Origin of the sequence: Flavobacterium succinicans (genome assembly GCF_001662485.1) — a bacterium.
Lineage (GTDB): Bacteria > Bacteroidota > Bacteroidia > Flavobacteriales > Flavobacteriaceae > Flavobacterium > Flavobacterium succinicans_A.
Map to the genome: position 1 here is coordinate 333,625 of NZ_JMTM01000046.1, position 13,670 is coordinate 347,294.

11 protein-coding genes are annotated in these 13,670 nt (G+C 35.5%); 6 read left to right on the forward strand and 5 right to left on the reverse strand.

What is annotated here, in order from left to right:
* Positions 1–234: 234 nt before the first annotated feature.
* Both FLB_RS08730 and FLB_RS08735 read right to left on the reverse strand, forming a co-directional pair.
* Positions 235–1,203: an electron transfer flavoprotein subunit alpha/FixB family protein gene (locus FLB_RS08730; RefSeq protein ID WP_064715564.1), complete on the reverse strand. Its 969-nt coding sequence runs from the start codon at positions 1,201–1,203 to the stop codon at positions 235–237.
* Between the two features lie 118 nt (positions 1,204–1,321).
* The gene (locus FLB_RS08735) at positions 1,322–2,068 is read right to left on the reverse strand and encodes an electron transfer flavoprotein subunit beta/FixA family protein (RefSeq protein WP_064715617.1); all 747 of its coding nucleotides are present in this window, start codon (positions 2,066–2,068) and stop codon (positions 1,322–1,324) included.
* Positions 2,069–2,446: 378 nt separating this feature from the next.
* On the opposite strand from FLB_RS08735, the gene FLB_RS08740 reads away from it, so the two are divergent.
* The 5 genes from FLB_RS08740 to FLB_RS08760 all read left to right on the forward strand — a co-directional run bounded on the left by FLB_RS08740 (position 2,447) and on the right by FLB_RS08760 (position 10,089).
* Positions 2,447–3,466: a pyruvate dehydrogenase complex E1 component subunit beta gene (locus FLB_RS08740; RefSeq protein WP_262487458.1), complete on the forward strand. Its 1,020-nt coding sequence runs from the start codon at positions 2,447–2,449 to the stop codon at positions 3,464–3,466.
* Between the two features lie 128 nt (positions 3,467–3,594).
* Positions 3,595–6,096: a DUF5686 and carboxypeptidase-like regulatory domain-containing protein gene (locus tag FLB_RS08745; protein WP_064715618.1), complete on the forward strand. Its 2,502-nt coding sequence runs from the start codon at positions 3,595–3,597 to the stop codon at positions 6,094–6,096.
* An 85-nt stretch (positions 6,097–6,181) separates the two neighbouring features.
* Positions 6,182–6,790 carry a DNA-3-methyladenine glycosylase family protein gene (locus FLB_RS08750; RefSeq protein WP_064715566.1) on the forward strand — a complete coding sequence of 203 codons (609 nt, stop codon included), beginning with the start codon at positions 6,182–6,184 and terminating at the stop codon, positions 6,788–6,790.
* A 103-nt stretch (positions 6,791–6,893) separates the two neighbouring features.
* Positions 6,894–7,424 (forward strand): inorganic diphosphatase, encoded by a 531-nt coding sequence (locus FLB_RS08755; RefSeq protein ID WP_064715567.1) that lies wholly within the window; start codon positions 6,894–6,896, stop codon positions 7,422–7,424.
* 112 nt (positions 7,425–7,536) lie between these two features.
* The gene (locus FLB_RS08760; protein ID WP_064715568.1) at positions 7,537–10,089 is read left to right on the forward strand and encodes a sodium-translocating pyrophosphatase; all 2,553 of its coding nucleotides are present in this window, start codon (positions 7,537–7,539) and stop codon (positions 10,087–10,089) included.
* Between the two features lie 52 nt (positions 10,090–10,141).
* Here FLB_RS08760 and FLB_RS08765 read toward each other — a convergent pair whose 3' ends face one another.
* Genes FLB_RS08765 through FLB_RS08775 form a run of 3 tightly spaced genes read right to left on the reverse strand, consistent with a single transcriptional unit; the run spans position 10,142 to position 11,534 of the window.
* Entirely contained in the window at positions 10,142–10,603 is a 462-nt protein-coding gene (locus tag FLB_RS08765) for a hypothetical protein (protein ID WP_064715569.1), read from the reverse strand.
* A 7-nt stretch (positions 10,604–10,610) separates the two neighbouring features.
* Positions 10,611–11,225 (reverse strand): type II toxin-antitoxin system antitoxin SocA domain-containing protein, encoded by a 615-nt coding sequence (locus tag FLB_RS08770; RefSeq protein ID WP_082923253.1) that lies wholly within the window; start codon positions 11,223–11,225, stop codon positions 10,611–10,613.
* A 57-nt stretch (positions 11,226–11,282) separates the two neighbouring features.
* Positions 11,283–11,534 carry a helix-turn-helix domain-containing protein gene (locus FLB_RS08775; protein ID WP_064715571.1) on the reverse strand — a complete coding sequence of 84 codons (252 nt, stop codon included), beginning with the start codon at positions 11,532–11,534 and terminating at the stop codon, positions 11,283–11,285.
* A gap of 101 nt (positions 11,535–11,635) precedes the next feature.
* On the opposite strand from FLB_RS08775, the gene FLB_RS08780 reads away from it, so the two are divergent.
* Positions 11,636–13,615, forward strand: a complete 1,980-nt coding sequence (locus tag FLB_RS08780) for a DNA methyltransferase (RefSeq protein ID WP_064715572.1) — start codon at positions 11,636–11,638, stop codon at positions 13,613–13,615.
* Positions 13,616–13,670 lie beyond the last annotated feature (55 nt).

The following is a 13,670-nucleotide window of genomic DNA, read 5'->3' on the forward strand; positions in this document are numbered from 1 at the left end:
AAATAACTATTGATGTTGCTAGTTATTAGGTTTTTTTAAGGTGCAATTTTAATCAAAAAAAGGGACAAAAAAAAGAGCTACCTAAAGCAAAGATACAATTATCTTGTTTTTAGGTAGCCTTATTGTGATTTAAATTAGTACTTAGTTGCTAGCCCTTAGTTCTTGGTTCTTTTTCTTGTTGTCAAGGAAAGGTTTATCTGTGCAAATTAAGGACTAAAAACAGCTTACTAATTGCTATGAATGTTGTGCTTTGAAAGCTTTGAATTTTTCAATTAATTGAGGTACAATTTCGAAAGCGTCTCCAACAATTCCATAGTCGGCTACTTTAAAGAAAGGGGCTTCTGGATCACTATTGATAACTACTTTTACTTTTGATGAGTTGATACCCGCAATATGCTGAATCGCTCCAGAAATACCTACCGCAATGTATAAATTAGTAGCAACTGGTTTACCTGTTTGCCCAACGTGTTCTCCGTGAGGTCTCCATCCTAAATCGGATACCGGTTTTGAACAAGCTGTTGCAGCACCTAAAACGCCTGCTAATTCTTCGATCATTCCCCAGTTTTCTGGACCTTTCATTCCACGTCCTGCTGACACTACAATATCTGCATCGGCAATAGAAATTTTTCCTGAACTTTTTTCAACAGCGGTTACTTTTACACCAAAATCGTTAGCATCAATGCTTGGTGCAAAATCTTCTTCGGTGGTTGCTACTGCATTTTCAAAAATACCGTAAGAATTTTTAGCAATTCCTAATACTTTTACTTCAGTATTAATTTCGGTAGTATTGAAAGCTTTGTTTGAAAAAGCGGTTCTTTTTACTTGAAATGGAGCGGTACTTACCGGCAATCCCACAACATTGGAAGCAAAACCTGCCTCTAAACCAACCGCTACTAATGAAGACAAATAGATACTATCTGTAGTTGATGAAAGAATCACCACTTTTGAGCTTTCTTTTTGAGCAGCTTGCTTGATAACATCTGCATAAGCTTTTGCTGAAAAAGTTGCTAATTGGTCATTAGTCACTTTTAAAACTTTATCTACACCGTATTTTGAGAGCTCCGAAACATCTCCTGCGTTTACAGTAACAGCTGTTACTGTTGTGCCTAAGCTTTCAGCTACTTTTTTTGCATAAGAAGCCAATTCTAGGGCTACTTTTTTGAATTTTCCTTCTGCAGATTCTGCGTATATTAGTATTGACATGATTTTTTTGTTTAAGAGTTTAAAGTTTAAGATTTAAAGTTTTGCAACTGAAAACAGAGACTTAAAACTGAATTATTTTAGATTTTTAAACGGAACACTAAAAACTGATTACTGAATACTAAATTACTTTCGCTTCGTTGTGTAACAAATTGATTAGTTCATCCAAGTTGTCAGCGGCTACTAATTTTACTGCTGATTTTGGAGCTGGTTTATCAAATTTTACTGCTTTAGTAGCTACATTAGCATCTACAGGCTCTAAAATAGTTAAGGCTTTAGTTCTTGCCGTCATAATTCCTCTCATGTTTGGAATACGCAAATCTTTTTCCTCAACTAATCCTTTTTGACCTCCAATGATTAATGGTAAAGTTGTAGCTACAGTTTCTTTTCCACCATCGATTTCTCTGGAAGCAGTTACTGATGTTCCATCAACAGCAACACTTACACAAGAGTTCAAAAAGTTGTACCCTAAGATTCCAGCAATCATTCCAGGAACCATTCCGCCGTTGTAATCTAAGGATTCTTTTCCGGCGATTACTAAATCGTATCCGCCATTTTTGATTACTTCTGCCAATTGTTTGGCTACGAAGAAACCGTCTGTTGGAGTAGCATTTACACGAATGGCTTCGTTGGCTCCAATTGCTAATGCTTTTCTTAAAGTAGGTTCGGTGTCTGGGCCACCTACATTTACAACAGTTACTGTTGCGCCTTGTTGTTCTTGAAACCAGATGGCTCTAGTTAATCCAAATTCGTCATTTGGATTGATAACGTACTGAACGCCATTGGTGTCGAATTCTGAATCACCGTTAACGAAATTAATTTTTGAAGTAGTATCAGGAACGTGACTGATGCAAACTAATATTTTCATAAGACTTGTTTTTTTTTGATAAAGCTTTACAAATTTAAAATAATAATTGGAATATTTACTATGCATGCATAATATTTTTTCAAAACTATTACGATTTCGCTAGAGGGTCTGTATTCTCTCGAAAAACTTAGAGAGAAACAGTTGGGATGGGTTTAGTATTGTTTTCGTTTGCTCTCTTTTTAACAAAATTAATTTTATTTGTTTTAAACACTTTCTTGATATGAAAACGAAATAGGTCTTTTGTACGCTGAACCCTAGCCCAGATAGGAGCGGCATCCTCTAGTGGCGGGGTTCGCCACTAGAGATAGAGCGGATAGCTGGAAATGGCTCCTAATAATTTTAAACCTATTTTATGCTTTAAAGTAGTTTAAAATATTTATTTTTGCTGTTCGAAAAAACACACATAGATATTATAATATGAGAACGATACAATTTAGAGAGGCGATTTGCGAAGCGATGAGTGAAGAAATGCGTCGCGATGAGTCCATATACTTAATGGGTGAAGAAGTTGCTGAATACAATGGTGCCTACAAAGCATCGAAAGGAATGTTGGCCGAATTTGGTGAAAAACGAGTTATTGATACTCCTATTGCAGAGCTTGGTTTTACTGGTATTGCTGTAGGTTCAGCCATGAATGGATGTCGTCCGATTGTAGAATACATGACCTTCAACTTTTGTATGGTGGGTATTGATCAAATTATTAATAATGCTGCCAAGATGCGTCAAATGTCTGGTGGACAATTTAATATTCCGATTGTTTTTAGAGGGCCAACAGCTTCTGCTGGACAATTAGGAGCAACGCACTCTCAAGCTATCGAGAATTGGTTTGCGAATACTCCAGGGCTAAAAGTTGTAGTGCCTTCGAATGTATATGATGCCAAAGGATTGTTGAAATCGGCTATTCGCGATAATGATCCGGTGATTTTCATGGAATCAGAACAAATGTATGGCGACAAAGGCGAAGTGCCAGATGGTGAATATACTATACCACTAGGAGTGGCCGATGTTCCTAGAGAAGGAACTGATGTAACAATTGTTTCTTTTGGAAAAATTATTAAAGAAGCTTTTAAAGCAGCTGATGATTTGGCCAAAGAAGGGATTTCTTGTGAAATAATCGATTTGAGAACGGTTCGTCCTATGGATACAGAAGCGATTTTGAAATCGGTTAAGAAAACAAATCGTTTGGTAATTCTAGAAGAAGCTTGGCCTTTTGCTAGTGTATCTTCAGAAATTACTTATTTAGTTCAAGAACAGGCTTTTGATTTCTTGGATGCGCCAATCCAGCGAATCACAACAGCTGATACACCAGCACCTTACTCTCCAGTACTTTTAAAAGAGTGGTTACCGAATGCTGATGACGTAATAAAAGCAGTTAAAAAAGTATTGTACAGAAAATAAGAGATGTTAAAAAGCATAAAATAGGTTTTTTTTAACAGTCCTAGTAGCGGTTTAAGACGACTACTTATCATCTAACTTGTTATATTTGGGGCTTCATCGATACACGTTCGATGAAGCCTTTTTTTATTATGAAAAAATCAATTTTATATCTCATTATACTTCTATTTGCATCAGTTGCTGTTGTAAATGCACAAACTAAGGTTAGTGGTATTGTGGTCGATAAAGCCAATCAACCAATTCCCTATGCTAATGTTGTGTTTAAAAATTCTAATGTTGGAATTGTATCTAACGAAGATGGGCGTTTTTACATTGAGTCTCCAAAAACCTATACGGTTTTAGTAATTACTTCAGCTGGTTTTTCTGATAAGGAAATCACCTTGGAAAAGGCGGTGAGTTACAATTTTAAAATTGTATTGAAAGAAATGGAGGAATTGAATGAAGTGGTTATTTTTACTGGTAAAACTTCTAAAAAAAACAACCCGGCCTTAGATATTTTGCGTAAAATTTGGGAACGCAAACGCAAAAACGGTTTGTACCAATTCAATCAATATCAAATGGAAAAGTATGAGAAGATTGAATTTGACATGAACACCATTGACAGTGCTTTTATGAAGAATAAAATTTTCAAAGGCATGGAGTTTGTCTTTAAACAAGTCGATACGTCAAAAGTTACTGGAAAAACCTATTTGCCCATTTTTATCAACGAAGCTTTGTATGATGTGTATGGAGATAATAGCCTCAAGAAAGTCAAAGAAATCAATAAAGCCAATAAAACTTCTGGATTTAATGGAAATCAACAAATACTAGCTTTTGTCAAAGATTTGTATTCTGATTATAATATCTATGACAATCATTTAACTTTTTTCGATAAAAGTTTTACAAGTCCACTTTCTAGAACAGGGATTGATGTCTATAATTATGTATTGCGTGATAGTGCATTAATCGACAACAAATGGTGTTTTAATATTGTTTTCTATCCAAGACGTAAAAACGAATTGACCTTTAAAGGAGATTTTTGGGTAAACGACACCACTTTTGCCATTAAGAAAATCAATATGGCGGTAACCAAGAGCGCCAATATTAACTGGGTAAAAGACATTTATATCGAACAAGAATTTGAGGTAATGAACGACTCTGTTTTTCTTTTAACTCGAGATTATTTAATGTCGGATTTTGCGTTAAACAAAAAAGAAAAGTCTAAGGGGGTATATGGCAAAAGAACCACTTTTTATCGCAATCATGAGTTTAACAAACCCAAATCTCCTGCTTTTTACAAAGACGAAGTCAATTTTATAGACAACGAAGTCTACAATAAACCCGAAGAATATTGGGAAGAGCATCGCTTTGAAAAACTCTCCAAAGACGAAAAAGGCGTTTACAAAATGCTTGACACCTTGCAAACCGTCAAAAAGTTTAAGCAATTGTACAGCTTGGTTTCTATCTTAGGAAGTGGTTATGTAGAGTTCAATAACTTTGATTTTGGTAATGTTTTTTCCACCTTTGGTTATAACGAAGTAGAGGGCATTCGACTTCGTTTGGGCGGAAGAACCTATTTTGGCCCCAATGACCCCTGGCGCGTTCAGGCTTTTACAGCCTATGGTTTTAATGATCAAAAATTCAAATATGGCGTTTCTGGGAAATGGATGGTCGATAAGAAAAACCGAATCATTATCTCGGGAGGAAATCGAAGAGATATCGAACAAATCGGTGCCAGTTTGACCACGACCAATGATGTCTTGGGACGAAGTTTTGCCTCCTCGGCTTTGTTTACTACAGGAAACAACGGAAAACTTACGAATATCAATCTTACCAGTTTTTCGTTCGAGATTGAACCTTTTAAGAATTGGACCTTTCAAACCGGGATTTCACATCGCACCTTGGTTTCAGCCTCGCCAACCTTTAGTTTAGATTATTATACCACTTTGCCATCGGCTTCGAATCCTCTAGGTGTTACAAAAAGTGAGGTGAAACAGTCCGAAGCAAATCTTCAAATTGAGTACACTCCCAACCGAAAAACCATTGGGTTTGGCGTAGAACGAGATATTGTAGACAGTCCGTACAGTCGTGTTTTTGTCAATTTTAGCCACGGATTCAAAGGTGTCTTAAATAGTGACTTTAGATATGATAAAATTCAGGTGTATTACAAACAGCCGTTCATTATCGGACCACTCGGAAGAACCAATTTAATTTTAGAAGCCGGAAAAACATTTGGCACCATTCCTTTAGGATTGATGAGCGTTATTCCTGGGAATCAAACGTATTTCAGTATCGAGAATACCTTCAATAATCTGAATTTCTACGAATTCATAAGCGATCAATACGTAACCTTACAATGGAATCACAACTTTCAAGGGCGTTTGTTTGCTCGAATTCCCTTCATGCGAAAGCTCAATTGGCGAGAGGTCGTAGGGGTAAAAGGCGTTTATGGAACAATCTCAGAGGCCAACAGAGCGATCAATGCTTCTGGATTACCTTATGTTGCTCCCGAGAACATCTATTGGGAATACAGTGCCGGAATTGGAAATATTTTCAAAGTATTTAGAATAGATTTTGCATGGCGCGGTAGCTATCTCAACACGCCCGATGCGCAAAATTTTACAGTCAAAGGAACCTTTGGGTTTAATTTTTAGGAGCTCATCCAGCTGTACGCTATATCTCTAGTGGCGAACCCCGCCACTAGAGGATGCCGCTTCCATCTGGGCTAAACACTCGATTATGCAAGAACCTTTTTCGTTATTAATTGCCCAAGAAACAGTTTTCAAAACTATAGCCGAAAAGTACGGCTTGCCCACCATTCCACAACGTCCCGAAGGTTTCGAGACACTCGTGCTTTTAATTTTAGAACAGCAAGTTTCTATAGATTCTGCCAAAGCGACTTTTTTGCGAGTAAAAGAAGTGGCTAAACCCTTTTCTCCAGCAATGGTTGTGCAACTCAATGATGAACAATTGAGAGCAGTGGGTGTTAGTCGTCAAAAAATAACCTATATCAAAGCCTTAGCCGCTGCACTGCTTTCAAAAGAATTGGTTCTTGAAGAATTATCTTCACTTTCGGCCGAAGTAGTTCGCGAAAAATTAATCAAAATAAAAGGAATCGGCCATTGGACTATCGATATTTATTTGATGTTTTCGCTACAAGCACAAGATTTGCTACCCCTTGGAGATATAGCCGTGGTAAATACCTTCAAAGAATTATTTGATCTACACGACAAAGAGCAGATGGAGCAGCGCGCAGAACAGTGGAAACCCCATCGTTCTTTTGCTACTTATTTGTTATGGCATCACTATTTGTGCAAACGCAACCGAAAAGTGGTTTATAATCCTTAATTGCCGAAAACGTTATAGTTATATATCCTTATTTTTTTCTTGTAAAAACGTTCGGTTTGCATACTTTTGCAAAAATTTTATATAAAGCTAAGAGGTAATAAAAATGACTGCAGACAAATTAAAAACTTTCGATGTATTGATCGAAATACCAAGAGGAAGTAGAAACAAATACGAGTACGATTTTGCTATTAAAAGAATGCGTTTTGATAGAATGTTATTCTCTTCTATGATGTATCCAGCAGATTATGGATTTATTCCAGAAACATTGGCCTTAGATGGCGATCCATTGGATGTTTTGGTATTGGTAAATGAACCAACGTTTCCTGGATGTGTGATGGAAGTAAAGCCAATTGGCGTTTTTCACATGGCAGACGATAAGGGGCCAGATGAAAAAGTAATCTGTGTGCCTGTTTCTGATCCAATTTGGAATTCATTAGAAAATCTTTCAGATGTAAATCCACACTTATTAAAAGAGATTGAACATTTCTTTCAAGTATACAAAGATTTGGAAAACAAAAAAGTAGATGTTGAAGGTTGGGGAGACGTGAATGAAGCGTATGCAATCATTAAAGAATGTACCAAGCGTTTTGATGATATCGAAAATAAACCAGAGGGATTATTTAGTATTAAATAATTTTAACCATCAAAATTTATAAAAAAAGCAATACTCAGCAATGAGTGTTGCTTTTTTTGTTTAAATTCGTTACCAACTAGATTATTTAACTAACCAAAAAATATTTTTTTTTATGAATACATTTATGATTTATGTGCCTATTGTGATGGCGCTTATTGGACTTTTGTTCATGTGGGTAAAAAGAGCTTGGGTGCTCAAACAAGATGCTGGTGATGGCAAAATGAAGGAGATATCAGATTATATTTATGAAGGAGCTTTAGCTTTTTTAAAAGCAGAATATAGATTATTGGCCGTGTTTGTTCTTTTAGCAAGTGCGGTTTTGGCAGGAATCACTTTTTTACCTGGTGTAAAGACTCATTTGTTAATAGTTATCGCCTTTGTTTTTGGAGCATTTTTCTCGGCTTGGGCTGGAAATATGGGAATGAAAATTGCCACCAAAACCAATGTAAGAACTACTCAAGCCGCACGTACTAGTTTACCTCAAGCTTTGAAAGTATCTTTTGGTGGAGGAACCGTAATGGGATTAGGTGTAGCCGGTTTAGCTGTTTTAGGGTTAACCGGTTTTTTTATTATCTTTTTCAGAATCTTTATGAATGGCGAATGGACTTCTACCGAAGACATGACGATTGTTTTAGAAACCTTAGCTGGTTTTTCTTTAGGAGCCGAGTCTATTGCTTTGTTTGCCCGAGTTGGTGGTGGAATTTATACCAAAGCGGCAGATGTTGGTGCCGATTTAGTTGGAAAAGTAGAGGCTGGAATTCCTGAAGACGATCCAAGAAACCCTGCAACTATCGCAGATAACGTTGGTGACAATGTGGGAGATGTTGCTGGAATGGGAGCCGATTTATTTGGATCCTATGTAGCGACTGTATTGGCAGCTATGGTTCTTGGAAACTACGTGATTAAAGATATGGGCGGGAAAATTGAGGATGCCTTTGGCGGAATCGGTCCTATTTTATTGCCGATGGCGATTGCTGGTTTCGGAATTTTGTTTTCTATCATCGGAACCATGTTGGTAAAAATCAGTAGTGATGATGCCAAAGAAGCTCAAGTACAAAAAGCCTTAAATATCGGAAACTGGGTGTCTATTGGGTTGACATTAATCGCATGTTACTTTTTAGTACAATATATGTTACCTACGACCATGAAAATGGAGTTTTATGGCGAAGGAATGAAAGACATCGACTCAATGCGTGTTTTCTATGCAACGATTGTAGGTTTGATCGTGGGTGGAACGATTTCTTCCGTAACGGAATATTACACGGGCTTAGGTACAAAACCAGTAATGGCTATCGTTCAAAAATCATCAACTGGAGCTGGAACTAATGTAATCGCTGGTTTAGCAACAGGGATGATTTCTACTTTCCCAACGGTTTTATTATTTGCAGCAGCCATTTGGACTTCTTATGCTTTGGCTGGGTTTTATGGTGTGGCTTTAGCGGCTTCTGCAATGATGGCGACTACCGCTATGCAATTAGCAATTGATGCATTTGGGCCAATTTCTGATAATGCAGGAGGGATTGCTGAAATGAGTGAATTACCGAAAGAAGTACGCACCAGAACCGATATTTTGGATTCTGTTGGAAACACTACCGCAGCAACTGGAAAAGGTTTTGCGATTGCTTCTGCGGCATTAACTTCATTGGCTTTGTTTGCAGCTTATGTAACTTTTACAGGAATTGATGGAATCAATATTTTTAAAGCGCCTGTTTTAGCGATGCTATTTGTGGGTGGAATGATTCCTGTGGTTTTCTCTGCTTTAGCAATGAATTCTGTTGGAAAAGCTGCGATGGATATGGTGTACGAAGTACGCCGTCAGTTCAAAGAAATTCCAGGAATTATGGAAGGAACAGGAAAACCCGAATATGGCAAATGTGTAGAAATTTCCACCAAAGCCGCTTTACGCGAAATGATGTTGCCTGGTATATTAACCATTGGTTTTCCAATTGCTATTGTGCTACTTGGTAAATTAGTTTACGGTGATAACAACCAATTGATTGCTGAAATGTTAGGAGGCTATATGGCTGGAGTAACTGTGTCTGGAGTATTATGGGCAGTTTTCCAAAATAACGCTGGAGGTGCTTGGGACAATGCTAAGAAATCTTTCGAAGCTGGGGTTATGATCAATGGAGAAATGACCTACAAAGGTTCTGACGCACACAAAGCGGCGGTAACAGGAGATACAGTGGGAGACCCTTTCAAAGATACCTCTGGGCCATCTATGAACATTTTGATCAAATTAACTTGTTTGATTGGATTAGTGATTGCTCCTATCTTAGGAAGTGGTCATGCTGATACCGCTGCAACGGCGTCTTGTTGCACAGGTGGAGCTAAAACAGAAATGATGTGCGAAGCCAAAAAATGCGACCCAGCTAAAATGGCCACTATGACCAAAGACGAATGTGCAGCGATGTGCAAAGAAAATGGTTGTTCAGAAGAATGTACCGCCAAATGTTTGTCAATGTACGATGCCGATGGAAAATTTGTGGGCGAAAAAACACAAACCATCAAATTGACTACGATGAAAGATGTTCGTGTGGAAATGACCAATGATAACGGAAAAACCAAAGCGACAGTAACTACTACCGCCAACGGAACTACAACTACTCAAACTTTCGAAGGAACTGAGGAAGAAGTGAAAGCGAAAGTAAATGCTTTGAAATAATTATTCATTTATATTACATGAAAATGCCTCTAAATTTTAGAGGCATTTTTTATTAAAGTTGGTCTTTAATTGCAATCAATTCCTTTTCTATATTCAAATCGATAAATTCAGATTTTAGCATGCATTTCAGAAGTCTTTTCAAAAAGACATTTGGTAATTTTTCTTTCAGAATAAGATTTTTTTCGTTATATTTTAGAAAAGAAGATAGGTTTTCTCTGCGAACATTATTTCTGAAAAAGACAAAAGTATCTTTAGCAAAACTAAATTTGTTTTTACCAAGTTCTACTTCTTTTTGTATAAAAAAGTATGGAATGTTTCCAACAACAGAGCAACCAAAATTACCAGATGGCAAGTTCATTTTGTTTTGAGAGGTTGTCAAAGTGTGAATAATATATCCAAATTCATCATTGCGATTTAATACAATCATAAATTTGTCTTTGCTACCGTTTCCATCCTGAAATTGATAATCTTCGATCAATACTAAATGGCCTTGTTGTAAAATTTCGTCAAGCATATTAAATTTAACTTATGCTTTCCTGAAAAGATAAAGCTTCAAATGAGGATTTTGCTGCCATTTGTAAAATAGGATTGTTTTCTAATAAATCACTAAATTCAATAGAATGATTCGTGATTTTACCTATTTGTTTAAAATGATCTTTTAAGTTGTGTTCAGAAACCATTTTGTGCCAAAGCGAACCTTCTTCATGAAGGAAATGAATTAATTGTGCAGCGGTCCAATTTCCGTATTTGAAAACAATAGTTGCTAACAACTTTAATTCATATCTGTTAAAGAGACTTTCATCGAAATTACCATTAGGCTTCAAAAAAACTTCTTCGGAATTTCTATCGGAATTGAATTTTTTTTCTAATTGGATAGCTTGTAATAATGATAACTCTTTGCCTTGATAACAGAAAACTTCTTGATGCTTGATTTCGTTATATACATCAATAGCAACAGGTCCATTTTCCCAAACTTTATAGTCAAGCCAAGTTACAGGAGTTCCTGTTTCCTTTATGGAAGTTTCGTCTAGAATATATAATAGTTTCAACGTTTTGGTCATAGATAGATAGTCTATCTGTGAGGCAAAATAGTTCAAAACATTCCCGATTTTGTCGTTATTGATTCGTCTAAACATACGTAAATATAAAGAAATAGTTCAATATTCTTCGTTAAAGGACTGCAAATGTAATGTTTATTTATTGATTTTTAAATCTTTGATTAATTCTGTTGCTTCAACATTTAATGCAAAAGCAATCTTTAGCATTGTTCCTACTTTCATTTCTTGTTTTCCTTTAATGTACTTTCTTAAATTCTCTACGTCCATATCAGCATCGTGGGCAACTTCCCTAGTTTTCAACCCTTTTTCTTTGATAATCTCCTCAATACGATTCCCTAAAAGAAAAATTTCTTGTTTCATTTCCGATTTCCGAACTCTTTTTTCCATATTTGGAAAGTTACTTTCGTCGTATTAAATAAGAGTGATTGTAAATATCAGATTGTTTACAACTGATTTATTAATTATATTTGAAAAAATTAATGATCTAAATGAAACTATACACTACGATCGAAGCCCTCTTAAAAAATGAACCCAATTATGTAACCGATGACGGCGATCTGAAAAAATGGGTAATCATCAGCAAAGCACAAAATTATGATGAAGCATTAATCTCTTTATTACTCGAAAATCCAGAAATTAAAACTCATTTTTTTATTACTGTTAAAGATGTTTTGGTTTTCAATCAAGCTTTATTTATTGAATTTATGGAGCAAAAGAACTATTTGAACGATAGTTTTACGGCTTATAAAAACAAAATAGGATTAACGATTGACGGCAAATTCTTAAATCAACGAAACGAAGTAGCTCTAGTTTGGCCTTATAAAGATTGTGTTCTTGAAGGAGGGCAAAGTCGAGAAGAAGACAAACGGGAAGAAATTTTCTTTAATGAAGTGTTGGCACAAGACGAAATCAACCAATTGTTAGACCCAAAAGTTTTTACCAATGCCAAAACCTTTACTGTTGAGGGAGAAAAAGCATTTGAAGGTTTTACTAGAAATGAGCAAGGTACTATAACCGATAATTTGGTTATAAAAGGCAACAATCTATTGGCTTTGCATTCTTTAAAAGAAGAGTTTGCTGGAAAAGTAAAGCTCATTTATATCGACCCACCATATAATACAGGTAGTGATAGTTTTGGGTATAATGACAATTTTAATCATTCTACCTGGTTGACTTTTATGAAGAATAGATTGGAAGTTGCAAAAAAACTTCTTACAGATGATGGTGTTGTATTTGTAAGTGTTGATGATAATGAATATACCTACTTACGAAGTGTATTAGATGATATATTTGGTAAAGAAAGATTTGAAAATATTTTTCATATAAAAGTAAGACACGAGAATAGAATCTTACGTCAAGATGCAAAGTATCAAAAAGTAATGGAGCAAACCATTTGTTATTCAATGCCAAATTATGTGCCAAATAGAGTTGAAATAAAAAAAGATAAAGATTTAGACTACAACTTTGACATCATTTTAGTGGAAAATGCTAAGCCAAGTGAAATTATAAAAATAAATGGTTTTGATGTTGAAATTTATGACAGGAACAGTTATCAATTAGTTAAAAGCAAAGAAGGTAACTTAAAAGAATATAATATTAGAGGCTCTTTAATAACCCAAAAAGGTTCTGCATCTGAATTTTATGAACTTTTTTTAAGAAAACGCAAAGATAAAGATGGAAATGGAGCTCTGTACAAAATTTTAAAAATGGGAGAAAAAGGAGATGGATTAGGGTATCGTTTTGTTAGACAGCCTTTTGATAATGGTAATAATGGGTTTTATTATCAAGGAAAACCATTAAAAGTAAATACTGAAAAAGGTAATCCTTATCCAAATTATTTTGATTTTGAAAAAGAGTTTAATAATTCTTCAGAAGAAGGGGGAGTGATTTTTAAAAATGGTAAAAAGCCTGAAAAATTTATTGAGAAATTATTTGAAATATCAGGATTGAAAAAAGGAAATGTTGTGTTGGATTTTCATATAGGTTCTGGGTCAAGTATTGCTGTTGCTCATAAATTAGAGGTTCAATACATCGGAATTGAACAAATGCAAAGTCAAATTGATTTGTCTCTTGCAAGATTAAATAATGTGATTAATGGAGACTCAACAGGAATCTCTAAATCCGTCAATTGGCAAGGTGGTGGTTCTTTCACTTATATAGAACTCAAAAAATACAATCAAACTTTTTTAGATAAAATCGTAGAAGCTAAAGACAGCAAGACTTTGTTAGAGATTTGGGAGGAAATGAAAAACAAATCTTTTTTGAATTACAACATCGCTATTCAAAAACAAGAAGAACACTTAGAGGACTTCAAAAAAATGGAATTTTCGGCACAGCAAGAACTTTTGATGGCTTTGCTGGATAAAAATCAATTGTATGTTAATCTTTCTTCTTTAGAGGATAAAGATTTTGAGTGTACAGCCGATGAATTAAAAGTAACGCAGGATTTTTATCAACTCAAAAAATAGATGTAAGACCTACAAGGTTTTGGAAACCTTGCAGGTCAACTCGATTCCTGCAAGG